Source organism: Vreelandella zhanjiangensis DSM 21076, from assembly GCF_000377665.1.
Classification (GTDB): domain Bacteria; phylum Pseudomonadota; class Gammaproteobacteria; order Pseudomonadales; family Halomonadaceae; genus Vreelandella; species Vreelandella zhanjiangensis.
The window spans coordinates 1-21725 of sequence record NZ_KB898657.1; the positions used below are offsets into that span (position 1 = coordinate 1).

At 53.8% G+C, this 21725-nt stretch carries 21 protein-coding genes and 2 riboswitches; of the genes, 3 read left to right on the top strand and 18 right to left on the bottom strand.

Going from position 1 to position 21725, the window contains the following annotated elements; genetic code table 11:
• The 7 genes from D467_RS0118375 to D467_RS0118405 all read right to left on the bottom strand — a co-directional run.
• Positions 1-332 (bottom strand): transposase (locus D467_RS0118375; RefSeq protein WP_018918092.1); only part of this gene is annotated, 332 nt, incomplete at its 3' end.
• A 109-nt stretch (positions 333-441) separates the two neighbouring features.
• Positions 442-1218 (bottom strand): hypothetical protein, encoded by a 777-nt coding sequence (locus tag D467_RS0118380; RefSeq protein WP_018919008.1) that lies wholly within the window; start codon positions 1216-1218, stop codon positions 442-444.
• A gap of 94 nt (positions 1219-1312) precedes the next feature.
• Positions 1313-2086, bottom strand: coding sequence for an ADP-ribosyltransferase domain-containing protein (locus D467_RS0118385; RefSeq protein ID WP_167324164.1), 774 nt, complete (start codon positions 2084-2086; stop codon positions 1313-1315).
• 103 nt (positions 2087-2189) lie between these two features.
• Positions 2190-2810, bottom strand: a complete 621-nt coding sequence (locus D467_RS0118390; protein ID WP_018919010.1) for a hypothetical protein — start codon at positions 2808-2810, stop codon at positions 2190-2192.
• A gap of 131 nt (positions 2811-2941) precedes the next feature.
• Positions 2942-3832: an FRG domain-containing protein gene (locus D467_RS19775; protein ID WP_040460665.1), complete on the bottom strand. Its 891-nt coding sequence runs from the start codon at positions 3830-3832 to the stop codon at positions 2942-2944.
• 105 nt (positions 3833-3937) lie between these two features.
• Positions 3938-4693 (bottom strand): hypothetical protein, encoded by a 756-nt coding sequence (locus tag D467_RS0118400; RefSeq protein WP_018919012.1) that lies wholly within the window; start codon positions 4691-4693, stop codon positions 3938-3940.
• Positions 4694-5132: 439 nt separating this feature from the next.
• The gene (locus D467_RS0118405) at positions 5133-5735 is read right to left on the bottom strand and encodes a class I SAM-dependent methyltransferase (protein ID WP_018919013.1); all 603 of its coding nucleotides are present in this window, start codon (positions 5733-5735) and stop codon (positions 5133-5135) included.
• Between the two features lie 124 nt (positions 5736-5859).
• Positions 5860-6022: riboswitch (TPP riboswitch) on the top strand.
• 86 nt (positions 6023-6108) lie between these two features.
• On the opposite strand from D467_RS0118405, the gene tenA reads away from it, so the two are divergent.
• Positions 6109-6777, top strand: coding sequence for a thiaminase II (tenA, locus tag D467_RS0118410; RefSeq protein ID WP_018919014.1), 669 nt, complete (start codon positions 6109-6111; stop codon positions 6775-6777).
• 18 nt (positions 6778-6795) lie between these two features.
• Here tenA and D467_RS0118415 read toward each other — a convergent pair whose 3' ends face one another.
• Genes D467_RS0118415 through D467_RS0118440 form a run of 6 tightly spaced genes read right to left on the bottom strand, consistent with a single transcriptional unit; the run spans position 6796 to position 13028 of the window.
• On the bottom strand, positions 6796-7809 hold the full coding sequence (locus D467_RS0118415; RefSeq protein WP_018919015.1) for a Rieske 2Fe-2S domain-containing protein: 1014 nt from the start codon (positions 7807-7809) through the stop codon (positions 6796-6798).
• Entirely contained in the window at positions 7809-8969 is a 1161-nt protein-coding gene (locus tag D467_RS19495; RefSeq protein WP_081621253.1) for an ATP-grasp domain-containing protein, read from the bottom strand. The genes D467_RS0118415 and D467_RS19495 overlap by 1 nt, the downstream gene beginning before the upstream one ends.
• The gene (locus D467_RS19500; RefSeq protein WP_018919017.1) at positions 8962-10197 is read right to left on the bottom strand and encodes a hypothetical protein; all 1236 of its coding nucleotides are present in this window, start codon (positions 10195-10197) and stop codon (positions 8962-8964) included. Before D467_RS19500 ends, D467_RS19495 begins: the two co-directional genes overlap by 8 nt.
• The gene (locus tag D467_RS0118430) at positions 10187-11035 is read right to left on the bottom strand and encodes an MBL fold metallo-hydrolase (protein ID WP_018919018.1); all 849 of its coding nucleotides are present in this window, start codon (positions 11033-11035) and stop codon (positions 10187-10189) included. Before D467_RS0118430 ends, D467_RS19500 begins: the two co-directional genes overlap by 11 nt.
• Positions 11032-12036 (bottom strand): NAD-dependent epimerase/dehydratase family protein, encoded by a 1005-nt coding sequence (locus D467_RS0118435; protein ID WP_026285842.1) that lies wholly within the window; start codon positions 12034-12036, stop codon positions 11032-11034. The genes D467_RS0118430 and D467_RS0118435 overlap by 4 nt, the downstream gene beginning before the upstream one ends.
• On the bottom strand, positions 12033-13028 hold the full coding sequence (locus D467_RS0118440) for a 3-oxoacyl-ACP synthase (protein WP_018919020.1): 996 nt from the start codon (positions 13026-13028) through the stop codon (positions 12033-12035). The genes D467_RS0118435 and D467_RS0118440 overlap by 4 nt, the downstream gene beginning before the upstream one ends.
• A 151-nt stretch (positions 13029-13179) precedes the next feature.
• Positions 13180-13296: riboswitch (TPP riboswitch) on the top strand.
• 74 nt (positions 13297-13370) lie between these two features.
• Between D467_RS0118440 and thiC the strand changes: the two genes are divergently transcribed.
• Positions 13371-15281, top strand: coding sequence for a phosphomethylpyrimidine synthase ThiC (gene thiC, locus D467_RS0118445; protein ID WP_018919021.1), 1911 nt, complete (start codon positions 13371-13373; stop codon positions 15279-15281).
• Positions 15282-15595: 314 nt separating this feature from the next.
• Entirely contained in the window at positions 15596-17314 is a 1719-nt protein-coding gene (locus tag D467_RS0118450; protein WP_026285843.1) for a hypothetical protein, read from the top strand.
• 68 nt (positions 17315-17382) lie between these two features.
• On the opposite strand, the gene D467_RS0118455 is transcribed toward D467_RS0118450, so the two are convergent.
• The 5 genes from D467_RS0118455 to D467_RS0118475 form a co-directional block, all read right to left on the bottom strand.
• Positions 17383-17562: a CsbD family protein gene (locus tag D467_RS0118455; RefSeq protein ID WP_018919023.1), complete on the bottom strand. Its 180-nt coding sequence runs from the start codon at positions 17560-17562 to the stop codon at positions 17383-17385.
• Between the two features lie 112 nt (positions 17563-17674).
• A complete protein-coding gene (locus D467_RS0118460) occupies positions 17675-18766 on the bottom strand; it encodes a DUF2955 domain-containing protein (RefSeq protein WP_018919024.1) in 1092 nt (363 codons plus the stop codon).
• Positions 18756-19817 carry an HlyD family secretion protein gene (locus D467_RS0118465; RefSeq protein ID WP_018919025.1) on the bottom strand — a complete coding sequence of 354 codons (1062 nt, stop codon included), beginning with the start codon at positions 19815-19817 and terminating at the stop codon, positions 18756-18758. The genes D467_RS0118460 and D467_RS0118465 overlap by 11 nt, the downstream gene beginning before the upstream one ends.
• Positions 19818-20036: 219 nt before the next feature.
• Positions 20037-20546: a porin family protein gene (locus D467_RS0118470; RefSeq protein ID WP_018919026.1), complete on the bottom strand. Its 510-nt coding sequence runs from the start codon at positions 20544-20546 to the stop codon at positions 20037-20039.
• Positions 20547-20651: 105 nt separating this feature from the next.
• The gene (locus D467_RS0118475) at positions 20652-21572 is read right to left on the bottom strand and encodes an EamA family transporter (protein ID WP_018919027.1); all 921 of its coding nucleotides are present in this window, start codon (positions 21570-21572) and stop codon (positions 20652-20654) included.
• Positions 21573-21725 lie beyond the last annotated feature (153 nt).

Below are 21725 nucleotides of genomic sequence, written 5' to 3' on the forward strand. Positions count from 1 at the left end.
CTGACGAAGCTGGCCAATGTGGTGAAGTGGGGAACGGTATCGCAGGAAAGGGCTTTGAAAATGATGTTGGTCTCGCAGCACCATTGCATTTCACGACTGGAGGTGATGCCTTTTGAGTAAGCAAACAGGATAATCTTGAGCAGGATAGCCGGATCATAGGCCAGCCGACCGGTCGCATCGTTGCGGTACTTGGGATGGAAAACGGATAGGTCGAGCTTGTGCTCGATCAGGTAGTGCACGGCGTGTTCAAAAGTACCTGGCTGGAGCTGATCCTGGTAGTTGATCACCACCATGGCGTTCTGATCGTAGTTATAAGCCTTGAAGCGCGGCATGCTGACCACTCCTCGTCTGTTTCCTCGATCCTACCAAAACCTGGCCATCAGCGGGATTTTTCTACAGCCTCAACGCCGCATTCAGCGGCTCGTCCGCTGCAGTGCTTTGTTAAGCGTCGGATTCCACTTCATAATCACCATCCGTTATATCCGCATCTGTTACTTTCTCTAGCAAATGTCGGATGGGCTTGGTTACCATTTTTTTTAGTTTGAGAGCTCTAGCAGTGAATGAGTCCAGTTTATCAATGAGCTCGCCTAATCGCTTTAGCACGTCAGGATTTTGGGGTGCTGCTTGTTTTAATTCTTCTTGGTTGGCTACTACAGCTCCGATAGTTCCCTGTAGCGACTCCTTAAGCCCTTTAGCACCTTTAATTCTATACATGCTTATTGAGCTTCTTAAGCGCTCCACTTCTTCAAGGAGCGCTAATCGCAGTACATCTGGAAGAGATGAATTGAATACCGATTCAAACAAAGCTTCCGTTTTCGAGATTATTTCCGCTAGGTCCTCATCCGATAACGTATCTTCCGTATAAAATGTGGATAATTCTTCAGCGCAAAACTGTAATCTTGTAAGTGCCTCATCAGTGAGGTGTTGTTTGACTGAATTCCAATTAGTGCCCAAGTTAAGCGGGAAAAATGCTCGATTAATTTGACTGAATGATTTCAAGTACAATTGGTGATTCAACTGGTTGTTCATCTTTATTAGAGATTGAATCTCATTTGAAAGGGAGTATAGCTCCACAACCGCTTTAGTAATTACCACCTCATCCTGCTCAATACCTAGGACAGATGCCCAAACTTCCCGAACTTTGTCCTGGTCCTTTCGTCTTTTCGCATCCGACAATATCTTGTGCAATCTTCCCGCAGGATTACTCTCGTCAATCAATTGTGGTACTCCTTCTATTGCTTAACGCCCGCATTTGCGGCTGGTTTGGAGCGCAGCGGAAAACAGTCCGATAAAATGCGCTTGTTAGAAATTTCTATAAATGGTCATATAGCGCCAGTTCAATCTCGTACTTCCCGGATTTCGTTTCTTTATTCGATTCCACTCTAAAAGCACAACCGATCGGTAGCAAAGCTTCCTCTTCTTCGGGGAAGAAGGAGTATTGATTAATCACTCTTGCAGCTCTTTTTCCATAGGTGGATAACGAGCTTTTTGGCACTATTTTAAATATTACATTGCCACCTAAGCAATTAGCTTCAGTCTTTGAAACCGATGTAAAAGATGACCAGACAAATTGATGCCCTATAACATACTTATCTAAATCGTTTTTTGATAATTGAGCTCCCCTATAAACGGTGCCCAGATACTCCTCCTCTTTACGCAATATAGCATTCAAATGCAAAACCCAAGGTATTAACGGGTCTCCACCAACATCATTACCAAGATTCCCCATACGTAACAAACTATTGACTTTTGAATACAAAGGAGTTTCATCTGTATATTGTTGTATAACAGTTTTATTTAACTCTGCCTCTGTTGAGCATAAGTCAATCTCTGCATATTGCTGTGTAAATCCATGATGCTCTAGGCCATCTAGAATAATTTGCTTAAGCTTTGGGAATTCTTCTTTACTTGAATAATGATCATCGGACTTGTCGAAATAGAGCTGCAGATAAAGGACGTGAGCTGCCCAATATGCAAAATCATGTTTCGTTACAGCTGTTTCCAATACGAAGTTTTCGCATTCCCAAAAAGAAAGGTCTTCGCTAAATGTCAGCGGGGCCAGCTCGCTGACCGCTGACTTAGACAACCTATCTCTCAACTTGCCACCTCCATATTTCTAACGCTTTACTCACCGGAAAATGACGAGCACCAGCGAGTTATTTTTCCGGTGCAGTAACTTGTTAGCAGTTTCATTCGACGATAACTTTATTTTGCAAGCTTAACCCTAATGAGCTTAAAACACCTGGCAAAAGTTCGTGTAGGACTGCGTCTGCAACATCAATTGCAAATTGACACTCTGCAACGGAGCTAAGAGAGCCTCGGTGAGAAATTGCATTTCTCAAGTTTTGCACCTTTCCTCGCTCATCCCAAAGAGAGCTCTGCTGTTGACCATACCTTTTATATGTAACTATATCAATATTTGATATATCTTTTATCAAAGCAACCAATAAAGCCTTGAAACGGTCAATTCCTGTCTGTTTAATTACTGTATCTGATATTGACTCAGCGACAGCCTCACTGTGGACGAAACCAAAAACTATTGGTTTTAGCAAGCCTATTTTAAATGCAATTTCAATAGAAATTGCAGCCATTATTAAACCTGATGTGGGTGAAAGAGAAGAAACCTTCTTCGCCTCATCAAGCGCACGAAATGAGTCAGCTAAGAGATTTGAATTATCAATATAATAAGAGCTTAGTCGTTCGGCTGTAAATTCATCAATTGCACGCTCTTTAAATTCAGAAAGATAAAGCCCTTCGTAATACTCGCTCATGGCTTCTTCTTGCTGACACTCCCAGTAATCCATACTCATTATATATCTCAACTCTTAGTTCATGGGCAACTCGAACTGCTAACGCCTTGCTAAGAGGAGCAAAACGCTTGGCTAAAATTAGCGACGTAGGAGCGCAAGCCAAGCTGTTTGCGTCCTATTTAAGCAATTTGTTAGAGCTTTTCGCGGTGAAAGTTGATTGATTCATTTCTTTTAATATCACGTGACAGCGACTCTAACCCTGGATATATAAATGATTCTGTTATACCTAAGCCTTGTAAATCTCGCAACATTTGAGGAACCGCCTCGTATGGAATAAAAATTTTATTTAATATTGCTCGTATATCATTGTAATAATCTAACTCCCATATATTGGCTCCATGCAAAGTAAAGTGACCCGATTGAGACCTTATTCTGGTATCTATATGGCTAGACTGAACAGCAATAGGTAGGAAGTTATCCCGACTGTTCTCATTCATTGGATCAAAATAATGGCTCCATCTGTCATAATCTTCGCAGATGTATATTTTCGATGGACTTGAAAGAGAGCAATTATTAAATTCGGACGGGCTCATAGCAAAAATGGCTGCACCTTCGGTGCAAAATTCATCATTTTCTAAAAACTGCTCCTCCGGAGAACAGTCATATAACCTTTCTTCGTTAGAGCTTGGATTAGATTCTATAGCAAAAAACAATGCAACTAATGCGTTTGTAGTCCAGTCTAATAATCTAGTTGGAACTCCATAGTGTTGCATTAAGAACATCCACTCAAAATTGTTTGCAGGTTCTCTTTCTAAAAAGGGCACGGCTCGAGATTTAAACTCATAAAACATATTCTCTGGACTAACGCCTGTAACTTCGCCCCCTTCTGATATTACTATTTGACCGTCTTCAACTTTATTTCCTCTACCGTCTGTAAAAGCTGTTGTGTTTCGCAACGCAGAGGGTACCAACCTGTATGAAGCGCTAGCATGGCCTCTAAACCATATATCATCAGAATTATTTGCAACTGAGGTGGCTATTGATACATATTCCGATAATGATTTTGCTACATACTTTTTCAAGGAACACTCCATTATTTGCTTAAAGCTCTAACGCCGCGCTCTGCGGAAATTGGGAGCGCCAGCGAGTAAATTTTCCGTAGCAGCGCTTTGTTATGCCTTCCACTACTAGCGCCTGATATAAACTTCGCTTCTTGAAATTTCTCCAGAAAAACGTGGTAATTTTTCAGCTAGAAAGCTTTTAAGCTCTTTTTCATCTTCTTCAAGTGTGGATGGACCTAACATTATTTCAGCCGTAAGCATTTTATTAACTTCGTACTCCATATCAATAAAATCTATATCTGTAGGGTCGGCATTATCCATAACTTCTTGGCAACAAGTATAGAGCAATGCATCAGGCCTCTTCCTGACTTGTGATTTAGGTACAGCTTGGACAATGAATCTTATTTCTTTTTGAAATTCCCAGTGCAAACTTTTAGTCAGGCCATAATGAGAGAGATAGTCTGTGTCAAATATCCCGAGTAGATTCTTAAGCATTTTAAGTCTGGGCTTATCTGTGTAGATAACATCTGATAAAAACTCCATACCTCTTAAACCACCACGATGCATCAAAAAAACATAAGAATCTTTATTTTTTTGGTTGGATATAAAATGCTTTTCAGAAAATTTTGGAACTAGGATATCCGGTGAGACTCCTATTCTTACGGCGAAAGGGGAGTCAACATACATTTTCCATAATGGCACATTTTCTTTAGCATCTTTCGTCCAACAGCTTGCAAATGTATACGGTGCCTGAGAAGGCATATCAAGCAACAAACCTTCTTCCGCATCGTCAACATTAGCTAGCGAGTTTAACCTGATCGTCCCAAATTCAATTATCTTTTTGAACGTTTCAAAACTTGTGTAGTGGTATATTTTTTCCATTTGAATACTACTTTATTCATTGACTGCATAACAGTGATTATATAGCCAGCGGCATAACCTCAATGAACGCGCCAGCACGTTCATTGAGGTTATCTAGCCGCCTAAACCAAATCTACCTCATTGATTCTATTGCTAGCAAAGTAAATTTTGGCTGCCTATCCAAAATTCGCATGCTGGCACGATTTGCCATTCTTAATAACACTGTGCATAAACACATATAAAGATTAATACAAAGGGATACCCATCAAGCTAATGGATAGGGTCCGGGCTACCTTGCGGATGAAACGCGATAGCCTTCGTACTAAGAAGACATATTGCTAATGGATTCGCTTTCAGGGAACAGGGGCCCATGCCTCGATGACGGGCGCTGAAGTGAGGTAATGCTTGGGTTATTAAGCGATTAAGGCACGTGCCTCCCACATTAAATAAGGCGATTCAATCAAACCGCTGGCTTTCTTAAGATAAGATCAAACCGGTGCCAGTGGTGCGTTACCAGTCCGCCCTCACCTTCACTTTCGCGAAAAAGCTCGACCTCCAAACCGTTGCAAAGGGCTTCTACTCCTTGTGTCGAATGAAAGCTCATTGCTGAATGCTTGGCCCAATCGTGCCGGTTACCGAAGAGGTGCCCGACAAATAAGCCTCCCGGCTCAAGCGCTGAAAGGATCATGTTCCATAACGCGGGAAAATGCGTAGACTCGCAGAACGGCAGGCTTAACCCCGCATGGATCAGGGCTGACGATGGCAGACCTTTCAATTCCTCGAAACTCGAAGTCAAAATGGTCAGATCAGCGCTGGGTAATTCAGCTTTCAGTGTTTCAACTCGCGCAATGGCGTTGGGCTCTTTGTCGATAGCCAATACCTTCCAACCCGCCTTCAACAGTAGCGCGGTTTCGATGCCGCCTCCGCAGCCTAAATCGATAGCATGGCCGTTGCCTTTGGGTAAGCACTCATCGCCTAGAGCGCGTCGTAATAGCGGTGAGGTGGCTCGCGTTTGATTGGCGCAATAGAAGGCTTCCCAACCCGTCTTGTTATCAGTAGTCAATGGCGGTACTTCCTGATCGCATCATGCTTTAATGATGAGTGTTGATAATCAATTCAAATTAACACGTAGCACCCTCGTCCGCTCTCTTGCATCTCCCCCCACACGCCTCCTACACTGCGCTGGATACTGCTTGACGGGGTGCCGGTGAATCCGGCTGAGATGGCGCAGGGCGTGTCCTTTTGAGGATGCCAAGCGCTGGTCCCGCTGAACCTGATCCGGCTAATGCGCTATTGCTTACATAAGTTCGCAGCGCGGGTACCGGCGTAGGGATCAAGCGATGGCGCCGGCTATCTCTCTCATGATCGCAAGCCACCCTCCGCGCCATTTCCTCGATCTTCTCGCCTGCCCTTTGGATCACTACTCTGGAGGATGTATGGGTTACTGCTTTACCGATCTCACCACCGCTTGCCAGGACGACTGGCGCGCTTATATCGAGCACGACTTCGTGCGAAAGCTCGGCAACGCTACGCTGCCTGAAGCGTCATTTCGCCACTACTTGAAGCAGGATTACCTGTTTTTGATTCATTTCGCCCGTGCCTATGCCTTGGCCGCTTATAAAAGCCCCACCCTTGCCGACTTGCGCCAGGCTCATGAAGGTATGAAAGCCATCGTGGATGTGGAGCTTGGGCTGCATATCGGCTTTTGCCGCGAATGGGGTATTTCGGAAGAGGAGCTTGCCGAGCTGCCCGAAGCGCGGGCGACGCTGGCCTATACACGCTACGTGCTGGATACCGGCAATCGTGGTGATCTGCTCGACCTACACGTGGCGCTTGCGCCTTGCCTGGTGGGTTACGGTGAAATTGCCAACTGGCTGAACGCCCAGGGCACTACGGTGCGCGGTGGGGATAACGCGTATGACGCCTGGATTGCAATGTACGAAGGCGAGGAGTTTCAAGACGCAATGCGCGCCGAGCTTGAGTGGCTGGATACGCGCCTGGCCGATGTCACACCTGCCCGCTTCGCGGAGCTTAGCAAGATATTTCGTGATGCCACGCGCCTGGAGATCGACTTCTGGCAGATGGGGCTGACGCTGGCCGAATAGGCGCAACGCGTGCCATCTCTAAAGCATTACCTTCACGGCCGGGTCTTCCCCTTTGGGCAGCGTCTCGCCCATCCAGAGGTGGTGCAAGCGAGTTTTCAGGATATCGCCAGGGCCTGAGATGAATTTTGGCTGGCCAAAGTGGGTCATCACCTCGTGCTGGCGTTCCAGGGCTTTGCGGTCCTGAGCAACGACTGGGGCCAGAAACAGACGAATGGCAGCCTGTTTGAGCCAGCCAGGCGCCATTCCGTTAGGCGTTGAAAAACAGGCAAAGGGCGTAAAGGTGTCCTTGGTTGCCGGCGTAAAAATCGCCGTGACGCAGAGCGTCAGTTGCGTCTCCCCTTCCCAGCGCGCCTGCACCGTGGTGGGCGGGTAGTAGCGCGAGACGCTGTGCGAGCGGTCGCGCTCGAGAAACCGTGACATCAGGCCCGTATCAGGCTGGGTCTGCTCAATTTTCATATCTATTCCGTTGCCATGGCTGGTAACAATGAGTTCCACGGGCAAACGCTTATCACGGCGACGGATAAAGCCGTGATGCAGGTGATTGGTATGGAAGGGGTCCATCACGTTTTCGATGGCATCGAAGGCGCGCCCCCGCCAAGTGCCCTGCTGCCACCAGAAGTGATCCAGCGCCGGATTGCCTAGATCCGGTGGGAATGCTGGTTCAGCGGGCGCGGCATCCGAGAGCGCGACAAAAATCCCTCCATGACGCTCCAGTACCCACAGTGGCGTTGCCGCCAGGCGCACATCGCAGGCGGTTTCGACCTGGCATCCCGGCACCTCGGCGCAACGTCCATCGCGAGCAAAGCGCCAGCCGTGATAAGGGCATTCCAGTGTGCCATTCATCACACGCCCTTCGGATAGCGGGTAGTTGCGATGAGGGCAGCGGTCCACTAACGCCCCAACGCCCTCGTCAGTCCGAAAAAGAGCGATGGGCGTATCGCAACACATTACCTTGCGCGCTTTTCCGCGCGGCATATCACGAGACAAGGCTACCAGATGCCACGCATCCAGCACCGCTTGGGGAAAGCTCATCAGGGCAGCTCCTCGCCGTTCCATTCCAGATCATGAGTGGTGGCGGCGTTGGTAGAGTGTTGGTGAAGAAGGCCGTTAAGCGCAAAGCCTGCCGCGTCGGCCAGGGCACCGACCAGTACCCAGCGGTCACCTGGGGAAGAGACCGCATCCCGGCCTGCCCGCAGGCAGCGCCACCAACGGGCCAAACGGGCATGGCGGAGCGCCGTAGGCAAGCCCAACAGCCACATGGCCGCGCCCAGGTAGCGTATGGTGGGCGGCGTATCGGGGGCCGGTATACCATCGCCCATCGCCCGGGCAAGGTGCCCTGCGCCGCCAAGCAGGTGTACACCGCTGGTTGCCCGCGGGTTGCATTCAAGTAGAAAAGGCGTCTCATTGACATCAAAGATGGCATCGCAGGCGAACTGACCATGCAGCCTGGCGCTGGCCGCCAACTGGATGGCCAGCGTGCGAAGCTTGGCATGGCGCGATGCGTCTAGCGGCTCAAACGCATAGCTGGCGCCGCCCGCCATTCGCCAGCGCGAGCAGTAAGCACTGAACGCGGTGAGTTGGCCATGATGGGCAACGGCGTAAAAGCAGGCCTCTTCGCCATAGATATACGCCTGAGCCATCCAGGGCTGTGCGGGGTCCAGGCGCAACTGGGCAAAGCGAGCCGCCTTCGGGGCGATCAACGCTCGATCACCAAAGCGGCTAAAGCGTGGTTTAAACACCCATTCGTGGCAGGTCGTGCGATACGTCGCGAGCTGGTCGGCGCTCTCTATGGGCTGGCTTTCGGGCACCGGCAACCCCGCTTTCTGGCAATGGCGTGCGAAGCAGAGCTTGTCGTGAAGCGTGCGTAATGTCTCGAGCGAAGGCGCCATTAGCCTACCGCCCAGCCAGGCATGCAGGCTGGGCGCCGCTAAATGGAACACCTCTTCGCAAGTGGGTACCACCAGCTCGATACAGTACTCCTCGACCAGCGCCCTCACCCACTGACGAAACGCACCGCCCTGCTGCCGAGGCGCGGGATGACGATGCAGCCGGACGGGCAGCGTCGAACAGCGTGCCATTCGCGCGGCGGCGCTGTCCGCCAGGTGCACCTCCCAGCCAGCAGCGGAAAAATCACGAGCAAGCTCAAGCGCCGCCACCGAGCGCGCGCCGGTAATCAATACCCGCCTAGCCATGATGGCTAACTACGCGGCGACGTTTGGGGCCTTGCCAGCCCGTCAGGTCACGCACCACTTCAACCGGCACCGGCAATTGGCACTTGCTGATAAGCGTGGCGCTGGCACGCTCGGCGTCGCGGGCCAGGCAGTGGGGCGAGAGATGCAACACCACACGCTCAAACCGGGCCTCTGCCTGCCAGAGTGCATCACCCCCCAGTGCACTCTCCATTGCGGCGACTACCTGAGGCGGCGTTACGGTGCGTTGGGCGAAGCGCCATACGTCGCTCACTCGCCCTTGGGGCGGGTAAATGATGCGCCCGGCAAATCCGCAGGGGCAGGAGGACGCGCCTAGCTCTATATAGTCATCGCCGCGTACACGCACAATGGGCTGGCTGACCCGGCGCAGATCGGTAATGATCGGCCGATAGCCCGGCGTGCCGGGCACCGGTTCAAGCTCGATGATCAGCGAATGATCATTGAGATGCAGATGACCATGGGCACACTCGGCACCCAAAAACCCTTCGGTGGCTTGATAGATCGATCGCGGTGCACACCCCAGCCGCGTGGTGATGGCGCTGCGTTCGGCCTCCCCCAGTGGCTCGCTGCCCACAAACAGATGGCGCAATGTCGGCAGGTTCATGCCCGCCTCTGCCAGTGCGACAAGTCGGTGAGGCGGCGCGATCAGAATCGTGGGCGCAAACGCCTCCAGTGCGCTGCGCGTCTGCTCGTTTGAGTCATCCAATGGGAAATGACCAAAGACGAAGCGCTTGCGCTGTACATCACTGTAGAGAGCGTTGCTGGCGCGGAGATGCAGGGCCAACCGCTGGCGGGCCAGCAGCGCGCGAGCGGGCAGCAGCCGCGCCAAGCTCTGGCCCAGGTAATCGGCACGCTCTTTAGGAGTGGCCAAAAAGAGCCCGCGGGCAGCGCCGCTGCTGCCGGTCGACCAGCCGGCTGACAGCGACCCCGTTGCCAGGCCCTGCTCGGCGGCATCCGCCATGGCATGCAGCATTTTCGTGCTCAGGCCAAGACTGTTCCAGGCGCCGTAGTCAGCGCGCAGAGCGGCTATTTCGGTAATCGGGACCGCTTCCCACGGCCCCCAGGCAACCGCCGCCAGCGCAGGAGTGCGCGCCAGCACCGGCTGTAGCTGCCTCCATTGGCGAGCGCGCCGCGCCGCCAGCTGGCTAGACGAGAGATGCAGTGCCCGCCGGGTGCGCATCCAGGCGGCAGCCAGTTGGTCAACGCGCATGGGGCTCTCGAAAGCGTTGCGCACTCTCGGCACAATGCGAGGGCAGAATGGTAAGTTCAGTGTTGTGCTCGGCGGCGGCGCATAGCTTAGCGAGGGTAGCCCGATAGCAGCGAGTGTTCCCCAACAGCGCGGTGGTCAGCCGTGGCGGCGGGCGGCGCTCATGAATCGACTTGCCGAGCCAAACGGCATCGGCGGCTAGCAGTATGAGCTGATCCTGCGTGGTGCGCAGCGCCAGCCCCCAGTGCCCCACACAGTGCCCAGGCAGCTCGACGGCCAACAGGCTTCCATCGCCAAGAATATCGCGCCCCTCACTGAAGGGTGCGAAGCCACTGGGCAGCGCGACCGCGGGGGCTTCTTCAAAAAAACGGGCGTTGGCATCAGCGGCCTGAGGCACCAGCGCGGGAAGCAACCCCTGGCGCACTCGTTTGAAACGCCCGGGCGCGCGCAGCTCGGTCAATCCAGCGCGGGCGCAGTAGATAGGCCGCTCAGCCAAGTGGCGCATGCCGGCAACGTGGTCGCCGTGAAAGTGCGAAATAATGGTCGCGGTAATATCGCTATCGTTGATGCCATGGGCGGCAAGCCAGGTATGCCAGGCGTGTTCCGCACCCACCTCAACTGGCGTCGCCCAGCGGTAGAAGCGTTCCGGGAAAGGGGCCGTCGCCTCCACAAATGCAGGGTCGTAGCCGGTATCGAACAGCAACAACCCGCGGGTGGGATGTTCAATCACGCCGACTAGCGCGGGAAAATCCACCGGGTTGAAACGCCCGCCGGAGAGCGTTGCGGCTTCGGGGTGGCGGCAAAGGCCGCGCGCCAGCCACCGAAAGCCAACGCGAATCATGAAGCCTCCTGCAAAGCTAGCTGCTGGGCTTGCGCCAGCAAGGTGGCCATGGCATCAAAGCGGGGCCGATAGCCCAACAGATGTCGGGCGGGCGCCAGGTCAAAGGTTTGCGAGTAAGCAAGCGTGGCCAGCTTGTAGCGAGTCAACAGCGGTTCGTGTTCGGCGCGGGTCAGCATTCCCCACTGCTCCTGAAGCACGGCAATCGCACGGGCCAGTCCTACCGGTAATGAAATGAACCGCGGAGATTTACCCAGTACCCTGGCCAATCGATACGCCACTTCGTGCACCGTAACGGGCTGGCCACCGGAAATATTGATTGCCTGCCCGGCAAGTTGTGGCGTGCGGGCTTCGGCTTCACAAACTGCCCATGCCGCATCGCGCAGGTCGGTCAGCTCGATCAGTGCTCGCCCTCCTCTGGGTAGCGGCACTCGCGAGCGCCCGGCCAGTTCGGCAAGTTTGGGGAGAATCACGCGATCCCCTGGACCGACCAACGCGCGGGGGCGAATGGTACAACAATGCAGAGCGTCTCGCCGCGACGCCAGTACGAGCCTTTCGGCGGCCAGTTTGGTGCGCGCGTAGTGATTGAGTGGCGTCTTCGCGGGCTGGCTCTGCTCGTCAATTAGGAGGCGGTCGCGGTAGGCGGCAAAAATCGACGGCGAAGAGACTAGCACAAAGCGTGACGCACCGCTTTGCGCCGCAGCGTTAAGTAACTGTTCGGTCATTGTCACGTTGTGACGCTCAAAGGCTTTTTTCGGCCCCCAGCTGGCTGACAAGGCAGCGGCATGAACGACGCTATCCATGCCTGCCACAAGCTGCGCCAGATCGGTTTGCGGGTGTGTCAAATCCGCCGCGATAAACTCAGCCCCAAGTGCTGTCAATACCTCGCCTGCGGCGCGTGAGCGTCCGGTCGCGCGAACTTCGTGCCCGCGCAATAGCGCCTCACGGGCCAATGCCATGCCTAGCCCACCAGTGGCTCCAGTAATCAAGAGACGCCGACTCATACGCGCAGCACCATGGCGCTGGCGCTTATGCCTGCCGCCGTGCCCAGCAGTAAAAGATAATCACCCCGCTTGACCGCACCAGTGGTCAGCGCATGCGCAAGCACAGTGGGAATAGAGGCAGCAATCTGGTTGCCGGTGGTGGCAAAGATATTGATCACACGCTCACTGCGCGGTGCAAATAGCCGCCGCACATGCTCGACGCCAGGCGCGCTAGCCTGATGGCAGACCACACAGTTCAGCTCGTCGCGGGTGATATTGGCCTGCTTCAGAGCTTTATCGATGACGCCAGGTAGCGTCTTGGCAGATGCCTTGAAAATTCCGAAGGCATCCATCTTGAAATAAGCACCTGCCTTCAACGCCTCGAAGCCCTCTTCGAGGCGCAGTCTGGTGCCGCCCGCGCGTAGCTGGGCAAGGCCATGGTGTGCACCATAGGTGGCCGATGCACTTCCATATAACCCCTGCTGCTGATCGTCGCTTGCTTCGATCGCCAACGCCGCTGCGCCATCGCCAAAAATAGCGCGCGTTTTGGGATCATTGGGGTTTAACCCCGCCGAAGCGATATCGCTGGCAAACAGCAGTACCCGCTTCCAGCGCCCACAGGCAATGCCCATAGCGGCAATATCCAGCGCCGTTACAAAAGAGAGACAGGTCTGATTGACATCGAAGCTGGGAACGCCGGAACTGCCCAGGCCAAGATGGTGCTGCACGAGCGCGGCAGTAGAAGGGATGGGCTGCTCCATTACCCCACAGCCGCCGATGATCACATCCGGCCGTTTTTCGCCCCATCCCGCTTGAGACAGTGCTTCACGAGCGGCGATAGCTGCCATGACCGAGGTGGTTTCGTCACCGTTGGCAACGTGGCGAACGGCGATACCGAACTGGCGCTCTGTCCAACCGGGCGTAAAGCCCTGCTCCTTATCCAGGTCGAGTGAGGAGAGCCTTCTTTGAGGCCGATAACTGCCCCAGCCTGCAAGCGCAAAATTACTGATCATGGATGCTCATCTATTCACTTCGCTGGCCTACTTTAAACCGGCCTCAGCACTAAATGCGACCATGGACATAATAAAATTAGCCGCCACTGGATGGCTTGATTCATTTCCCTGGCTGCATCAAACTGCTTTTAGCGCGGCAGGCTGTCGCGCGTAACGCTTGACGGGGTGCCGGTAACGCTGGCTGAGATGGTGCCGATTCAATAATAGCACTGATCCCGTTGAACCTGATCTGGTTAGGACCAGCGTAGGGATCAAGCGACATGCAGATACCACAGGCTAGAACCACCCTGCCCCTGTCTCTCTCCGCTTGTCCTCCCTACTTGCTCTATAGGGAGAATATACATGGCTACAAAAATTCACTTTCTGGCCGAAACCGCCCAGGTAGACGCCGCCGCCATCGCGCCGCTACCCGCTTCGCAAAAGCGCTACGTTGAAGGCTCACGCCCGGATATCCGCGTGCCGTTTCGTGAAATCACGTTATCGCCCACCAAGACCACCGGCATCGATGAGGAAAACCCGCCGCTGCTGGTGTATGACACTTCCGGCCCCTACACCGACCCCGCAGCACAGATCGACCTGCGCCAGGGCTTGCCAGAACTGCGTCGGGCGTGGATCGATGAGCGCGGAGATACCGAATTTTTGGAGGGGCTGTCATCGGAGTACGGCAAGCGCCGCGCCAACGACCCGACCCTTGCCCAGCTGCGCTTCGACCTCAAACGCACTCCGCGCCGGGCACTCCCTACAAAAGACGGCCGGTCAGGCAACGTGACCCAGCTGCACTACGCCCGCCTTGGCATCGTGACGCCGGAGATGGAGTTTATTGCGATTCGCGAGAACCAGCGTCGCCAAGCGCTGGGCACCGCCGAGGTCGAGCGGATTCTGGGCCACCAGCACCCCGGCCAGAACTTTGGCGCCAGCATTCCGGAGGAGATTACGCCAGAGTTTGTGCGCGATGAAGTCGCTCGCGGCCGGGCGATCATTCCCAATAACATCAACCATCCGGAAAGTGAGCCGATGATTATTGGGCGTAACTTCCTGGTCAAGATCAATGGCAACCTGGGTAACTCAGCGGTGACTTCTTCTATTGAAGAGGAAGTGGACAAGATGACCTGGGGTATCCGCTGGGGCGCGGATACCATCATGGATCTTTCCACCGGGCAGAACATCCACGAAACCCGTGAGTGGATCATCCGCAACTCGCCGGTGCCCATCGGCACGGTACCGATCTACCAAGCGCTGGAGAAGGTCAACGGCGTGGCCGAAAACCTCACCTGGGAGGTGTTTCGCGACACGCTGATTGAGCAGGCCGAACAGGGTGTGGATTACTTCACCATTCACGCGGGCGTGCTGTTGCGCTATGTACCGCTCACCGCCAACCGTGTAACCGGCATTGTCTCTCGGGGCGGTTCGATCATGGCCAAGTGGTGCCTGTTCCACCATCAAGAGAGCTTCCTGTATACCCACTTCGAGGAGATCTGCGAGATCTGCAAGCAGTACGATGTGGCGTTTTCTCTGGGTGACGGCCTGCGCCCCGGCTCCATTGCGGACGCCAACGACGAAGCGCAAATGGCCGAACTCAAGACCTTGGGCGAGCTGACCCATATTGCCTGGAAGCACGATGTGCAGGTGATGATTGAAGGCCCCGGTCACGTGCCCATGCACCTTGTTAAAGAGAACATGGACAAGCAGCTTGAGTACTGCGATGAAGCGCCCTTCTACACCTTAGGCCCGCTGGTGACCGATATCGCACCGGGCTACGATCATATTACCTCGGGCATTGGGGCTGCGATGATCGGCTGGTTTGGTTGTGCCATGCTTTGTTATGTGACGCCCAAGGAGCACCTCGGCCTACCCAACAAGGAGGATGTAAAGACCGGCATCATCACCTACAAGATTGCCGCCCACGCGGCGGATTTAGCCAAGGGGCACCCGGCATCGCAGCGGCGCGATAACGCGCTATCGAAAGCGCGCTTCGAATTCCGCTGGGAGGATCAGTTCAACCTCGGGCTGGACCCGGATACCGCACGTAGCTATCACGACGAAACCCTGCCCAAGGACTCGGCGAAGGTCGCGCACTTCTGCTCCATGTGCGGGCCCAAGTTCTGCTCAATGAAGATTAGCCAGGAGGTACGCGATACCTACCGCGACCGCACACTAGAAAGCGCCAGCGACGCGGAATCCGTCAAGCGAGGCATGGAGGAGCAGGCGGAGAAGTTCCGCCAGGAAGGCAGCAAGCTGTATCAGGAAGTGTAAAACAGCGGTGTTATTAACAACATAGCGGTTGAATATGGCTCTTGGGGTTCAAAAACCTCAAGGGCCATTTTTATGTTTACTTATAACGAGCGTAATAACGACACGCTTTTTAAACCTTAACGCCGATCAATATGATTTGATCCCGCGCTTAAGGAATTAGTTAAGTAAGTATTAGAATTACCATTAAGAAATATTTTTATACACTCCACCTAAAGATAATTTAGTAACACTCGTGTATGGTTCTCATTTTTATGGGTTTCGTTCGTAATGGCGAACCTAAAATTAAAACCTGTCATACACAAGACGGATTTCAGATGAAGACCAAACTTTCGATAGCGATTACCCTTGCTTTGATCAGTGCAGGCCTGATCAGCGGCTGCGGCGATAATAACGAGCCAGCAGCAACAGGTTCACAGCAGGAAGCATCGAAAAACAATGCGGCCCCCATGCTGAAATACATTCCGGCTGATTCGCCCTACTTCATGGCATCGCGTGAAACGCTATCGGAAGAGGATGCCTTTGCCATTTTTCAGCGCACCCAGCCCACGGGTTCTCTTGATTCCGACCTGGATGAGATGCGCGACACGCTGCCCCAAATACAGGACGATGAAGTCCTATATACCCTCACTACGTTACTAATCGCCTTGGGTGAAGAGCTGGTGGGTGTAGAGTCACTTGAAGATATCCACGCCCTGGGGATGAAGATGAGCCCTCAGGCCGCGTTTTATGGCCTGGGCATCCTGCCGGTCATGCGTTTCGAACTGCAGGATGAAGAAGCTTTCCGCAAGACGTTGCAGCGCGTTCTGACCAAAGCCGATATTACTCTGGGCAAAGCAACGACCAATGACACTGAGTACTGGGTGATAACGCTAGAAGGCCCGCTCCAGGTAATCATGGTCATTGATGACCAGCAGCTGCTCGTATCGGTGGTGCCGCAAGATGCAAGCGATGAGCTACTGGCTCACGTGTTGGGTAAAACGCTACCCGACAGCAACATTGGCGATACCGACGCATTGGTTAAGCTTGAACAGCGCCACGATTTCACACCTTACGGTGCCGGGCTGCTCTCCTCTTCCCGCCTGTTTGATGAGCTGAGTACCCCCGAGCACCCCGGTACGCTGGCACTGATGGAAGCGATTGATGAAGAGCCGCTGGATCTGTCTACCTGCCAAGCCGATATCGACCGCCTCACCGGCCGTTTCCCCGGGCTCGCAATGGGTATGCGTGAGTACAGTACCGATCGCGTGGAGTTAAATTTCATTCTGAAAACCGATGAGGGAATCGTCAGCGACCTGCGTGGCCTGACCACTCAGGTGCCAGGATTTGGTAGCTCAGAAGGCATGGCCAGCGTTGGGCTGAATATGAACCTGCCGGTGCTGGTTCAGACCATTCAGAAATATGCGCAGGAGTTGCGTGAAAACCCCTTCAGCTGTGATGGGCTACAGGACTTGAACAACTCCTGGAGAGATATCAACATGGCGATCAACAATCCGATCACCATGATGATTGGGCCCGCGCTTTCGGGCTTCAATGTGCGCCTTGATGATCTAAAAATGGTGAATGGCGAGCCTTCCGTTGCCGGCATACTGACCCTTGCTTCGCAAAACCCGATGGCCCTGCTGTCAACCCTCAGTGCCTTTATGCCTGAGCTTGGAGCCCTTGAACTGGCACCCGGTGGAGAGCCCCAGAAAATAGAGAGCATGATGCTGCCGCCAGAAGCACCGGCGCTTTATGCCGTCATGTCTGACAATGCTCTTGTATTGGGCGCTGACATCAGCGACCCAGCAGCACTTCAGGCAGGGCTAGAGGCGCCAGCTTCCGAGCGCAACCTGCTGGCTTATGGGCATCTCACGGGTGAGTTCTATCAATCATTGGCCGATATAATGGAGCAGTCGCCTTCACCGGAGTTGTCGTCATCGGATATTGAATCGTTTAAACAGTTTGGCGATATTCTGAACAACATGGCGTACTGGGTCGAAGTGGATGACGCAGGCGTGGAGATGAGCTTCTCAGTCGAACTCATTGCTCCGTAAAGCTAGTTCAAAACGCAAACAGGGGCCAAAGGCCCCTGTTGTCGACGTATTACGCTAACACGGTAAGATTATTTTTTCTTGAGGCTCTCTTTCACCTCACCTTTACCTTTTTGAGCTTCGCCTTTAGCCTGCTGCATTTTACCCTTGGCTTCAGTTTTTTCACTGCCGGTCACTTTACCAGCGGCTTCTTTAACTTTACCAGCGGCCTTGTTAGCTGCGCCTTTTGCTTTATCGTCTTTTCCACTCATGACATAAACCTCTAATCCGTTAGTAGGGAAATACGCTGCGTGCGGCGAGACATTCATATGTCTTTAACATCGCAGCTGCATTATCAGAGTAGTCTTTTTAAAAAAAGTTGCCTCAATTTGTTATAGATATTTTTGTGGGTGCCCAACTATTAAGCAAAGCATGTAAACATGCCATGACCAAAAGCGTTGCTACCAGCGCCACACTCATGGAAGAAAAGCGGTACAGCGCGCTATACACCAGATCCTGGTTAGGCCCGAGCGACTGCCCAAACAGAATGCCAAGCGTAGTAAGCCCGCCAAACCCGATGCCTGAGCCGCCGCCCTCCTTGATATGCTCGCGGCCGAACAGCAAGAGCCCTACCCAGTAAAGCATGATGACCAGCAGGAAGTGATTGCTCTGGGTATACAGCAAAAGCTGCATGACCAGCGCCAGATTACAGCCCAGCAGCGTGCCGATGGCACGTTTGCGTGCTGATACCCGGGCGCCCGCATAGCCCATGGCAAACAGCACTAAAATGGTCGCCATCTGCGCCGAGAGTGATCCCTGCAGGTCAAACACCTGAAACACGATGAACGAGAGGGTCGCGGTAATCCCGCCGATCAGTGTTTCGTGACGTATCTGCGCCTGAGTCTTGCTTGCCCTGGGCGGTGGCTGGCGGGGCTCAACATCTGGAAAAATTGTATGCATCAGCATGGCGATAAACACGGCCAACACGCTTGCCACAACGTTGGAGGCAAGCAGATCGCTTAAATCGACGCTTGGGTAGCTTGCGAAATGCAGCAGAATACTCAGAGTAAGCACGCCGTTGGCGCCAAACAAAAACAGCGGACCCTTGGCCATCAGGTTGAAGCGAAACAGGAACATGCACAGCACTACCAGCGTCATGACCACCGGCATGTGCTTGAGCAAGCCCACCACCACGCTGACTTCCAACGCATTGAGTGAGACGTTGGCCAGAAACTGGCGAATGATGCTGGCGTTCAGGATGGGCACCATGCCCAGTAGAAACATCGGAAATACGGTAAAGAAGACCCCATAGTTCCAGCCCATGACCTGGCTTACGACAAAACCAAGCGCGCCGCCGCCAGCTACGCGCAGACATTGGCGCAGGCCGTTTTCATTTAGCCCAGGATGAGCGTGAGCCTTCGGCGCAGGCTTGGTTTTAGTAAACCTGATCTTAGTAAACCGAGTCTTAATAGACATAGTGTAGCCAGCTGATCAGATGCGTCTGTAGCCAAGCAAACGGGTGGGCCAGCAGATGCTCGCCGGGCAGCAGTTGGACTGTGGCCCGGGCACCGCTGGGCGGCGGCGCCAATAATGGCTCGTTCAGGGCAATATGAATACGTAGACGCTGAGCGTCGCGCACCCAGCGATCAGACGTCGGAATATCCGCCAGCTGCCCGTCGGCGGCCAGCTGGCCTTCGCGTACTCCGGCATCAAAGGCGCTTACCCGGCCTTCAAAGATATGCCCAGGCCAGGCATCAAATACCACGGCAGCCTCGTCGCCAGGATGCACATGGCGCAAGCTCTTCTCGCGGAAGTCGGCGATGATATCCACACGCTGGCTGACCAGTGCGATGACCGGCTGGCCCGCCTGCACGTAGTCGCCCGCCTGGAGCTGCAGATTGGTGACTTGGCCTGCCTCTACCGCGCGTACCTCGGTGCGGGCAACGTCAAGCTGGGCTCTGTCCAGCGCGATATCCGCCTGGCGCAGCCGCAGGTTGGTGTCGCCCTCTTCGCCCAGCTGTACTTCCAGGCTTTCGATTTTGGCCTGGGCGGACGCCACTTCCGCCTGGGCGGTATGTTCGGCGGCTATCTGCTGATCGTACTGCTGGCGAGAAATACTCTGTCGCCCGATCAGCGCCTCACCACGGCGCCGCTCGCCTGCACGCTCTTCCGCGGTTGCCTGGGCAGATGCCAGCATGGCGCGTGCAGCGGCAAGCTCCGCTTCAAGCTGAGTGTTTTCGCGCTGGGCCTGCTCTCGCTCAAGACTTGCTTGCTCTAACGCGATCTCAAAGGGTTCAGGATTGAGGCGAAACAGCACATCACCCTTAGCGACCTGTTGATGATCGCGGACCACCACTTCGCTGACTGGCGCGCTAAGCTCCGGGGCAATGCGCGTGACCGGGCGCATGACCCGCGCTTCAGGCGTCATGGGCATAAAACTGTCGGCCACCAGAAAGTAGGCAAATAAAAGGGCAAAAGCAGCCAGCGCCACTTTTACCCAGAGGGCAAAGCGTTGATCAGGGGACATGGGGTATTCACTCGCTATTTCTCGCCGCCTTTGACAGGCCGCTTGCGCTTCTACTCGCGCAGGTATCGTTGAATACCTTAGTCTAACAAACAATTAGCAAGCTAACAATAACGCGACAGTCTTGCTTTTAAGAGGCTAGCCGCTTAACGCTACAGATATAAAAAAGCCCCAAGACTGAACGGTCTTGGGGCTTGAGTACATTAACGCTGTTAAGCGCTATTAGAACCGGTAGCGTAAACCAATGCTGGCAGCATCAAAATCGTAGTTGGACTTATCCAGATAGCGCATGTAATCAGCGTTGATCGATAAGTTGTTGGCTACATCAATCTCGCCGCCTGCACCATAAGAGAAGCCGCTTTCACGATCGAGGTTAAAATCCACTTCGGTCATACCCACCAAGCCATACAGGCGTGCGGTGGGCGCAATAGGGGCAATACCTTTTGCGTAGGCGCCTACCAGGTAATCGAGTTCAGCGCCGCCATCGGAGCCGCCCGTACCCAAGTGACCTTCCAGGGCAAAATAATCGTTAAACTGAGCGCCACCGCGTAAGCGTAGACCTACGCTATCTCGCGAGGAGCCGCGGTCAGGATCCAGACTCCAAGCCATGGCGTCGCCGCCAATATAACCTTCCGGGTAACCAAACGCTTGCTGTGCCTGTGCCGATGCCGCGAATGCACTCGTGCCAACCAGGAGTGCTGCAGAGGTGAGTGATAATACGGTCATCTTCATAGTCATTGAACCTCAGTTAAAAAACAGTGTTTCCTTACACTTTCCTATTGTGGCCGATGCTCGGAGATAACGCAATATGTAACACTGTTTTGGAAAGATCCCTGTTTAACGCCGTTTGGAAAGGCTAAGCACAACAATACCACCCACCACCACCGCGCCACCCACCAGCTGGCTTGGGCTAAGCATCTGCCCGAGAACAAAATAGCCGATCACTAACGATGCAACGGGTTCGATATTCATCACCGGGGCATTACGTGCCATATCCAGGCGCGGCACGAAAATAAACAGCGTTGAAAACCCGCCTGCATAGAGCAGCGCCAGAAACACCAGACCCAGCCAGCCCTGGCTATTTTCAGGTAGGCTCATCCCGCCCGGCACCGCGCCTAAAATTCCGCCAATGATCATGGCGAAAAATACCGTTTGCATGGTTAACAGGCTACGCAGGGTACTGCCCACCTGACTTAAACGATGCTCGGTGATCCATAGCGCACAGGCGAACACGAAAGCGGCCACTAAGCCAAAACCAATCCCGGCGACCCATTCGGGGCCCATCGCATCAGCACTGGAAAGCCAAGTGGGGATATCCAACACCACGACAAGTCCGATCAATATCGTTCCCATGATGATGCAACTGCGCAGCGTAGGCCGGGGCCCACCCAGCGCCCAACTCAACAGCGCTAACTGAATAGGAAAGGTATTTACCAGCAGCAAGGCGATCACCACCGGCAACCGTGCCACGGCAGAGTAGAGGCTTAGGCTTTGAATGGTAATAAGCACGCCCACCGCCAGCTGCCAGCGCCATGTTCCCGCCGGTAGCCAGAGGCTTTTTCTCTGAACCAGTACTAGGGTGAATAGAATCAAGCAGGCCAAGCCCGAACGGGTTAACACGGCCAGTAGCAACCCCGTACCATTATCGAAGGCTAGCCGTGCAGATACATGGTTAGCAGCAAACATGGTGCCAACCGTAATCATTAACAGGATGGCCAGATGGCGGGGCAACGGGGTGGGTAGCGACGATGCGGACATAGGTACCAAACGCTCAGAATAAGTGGGGCTAAATAGCCAAACATGCCTGTATTTTACATAGAAGGCTAAACAAATACCCACTGTTAGTGATGCCGCTTGCCGCGTATTAAACTAAGGTCCAAACTTCAGCTTTCTTCTTGGCGGATAATTTTT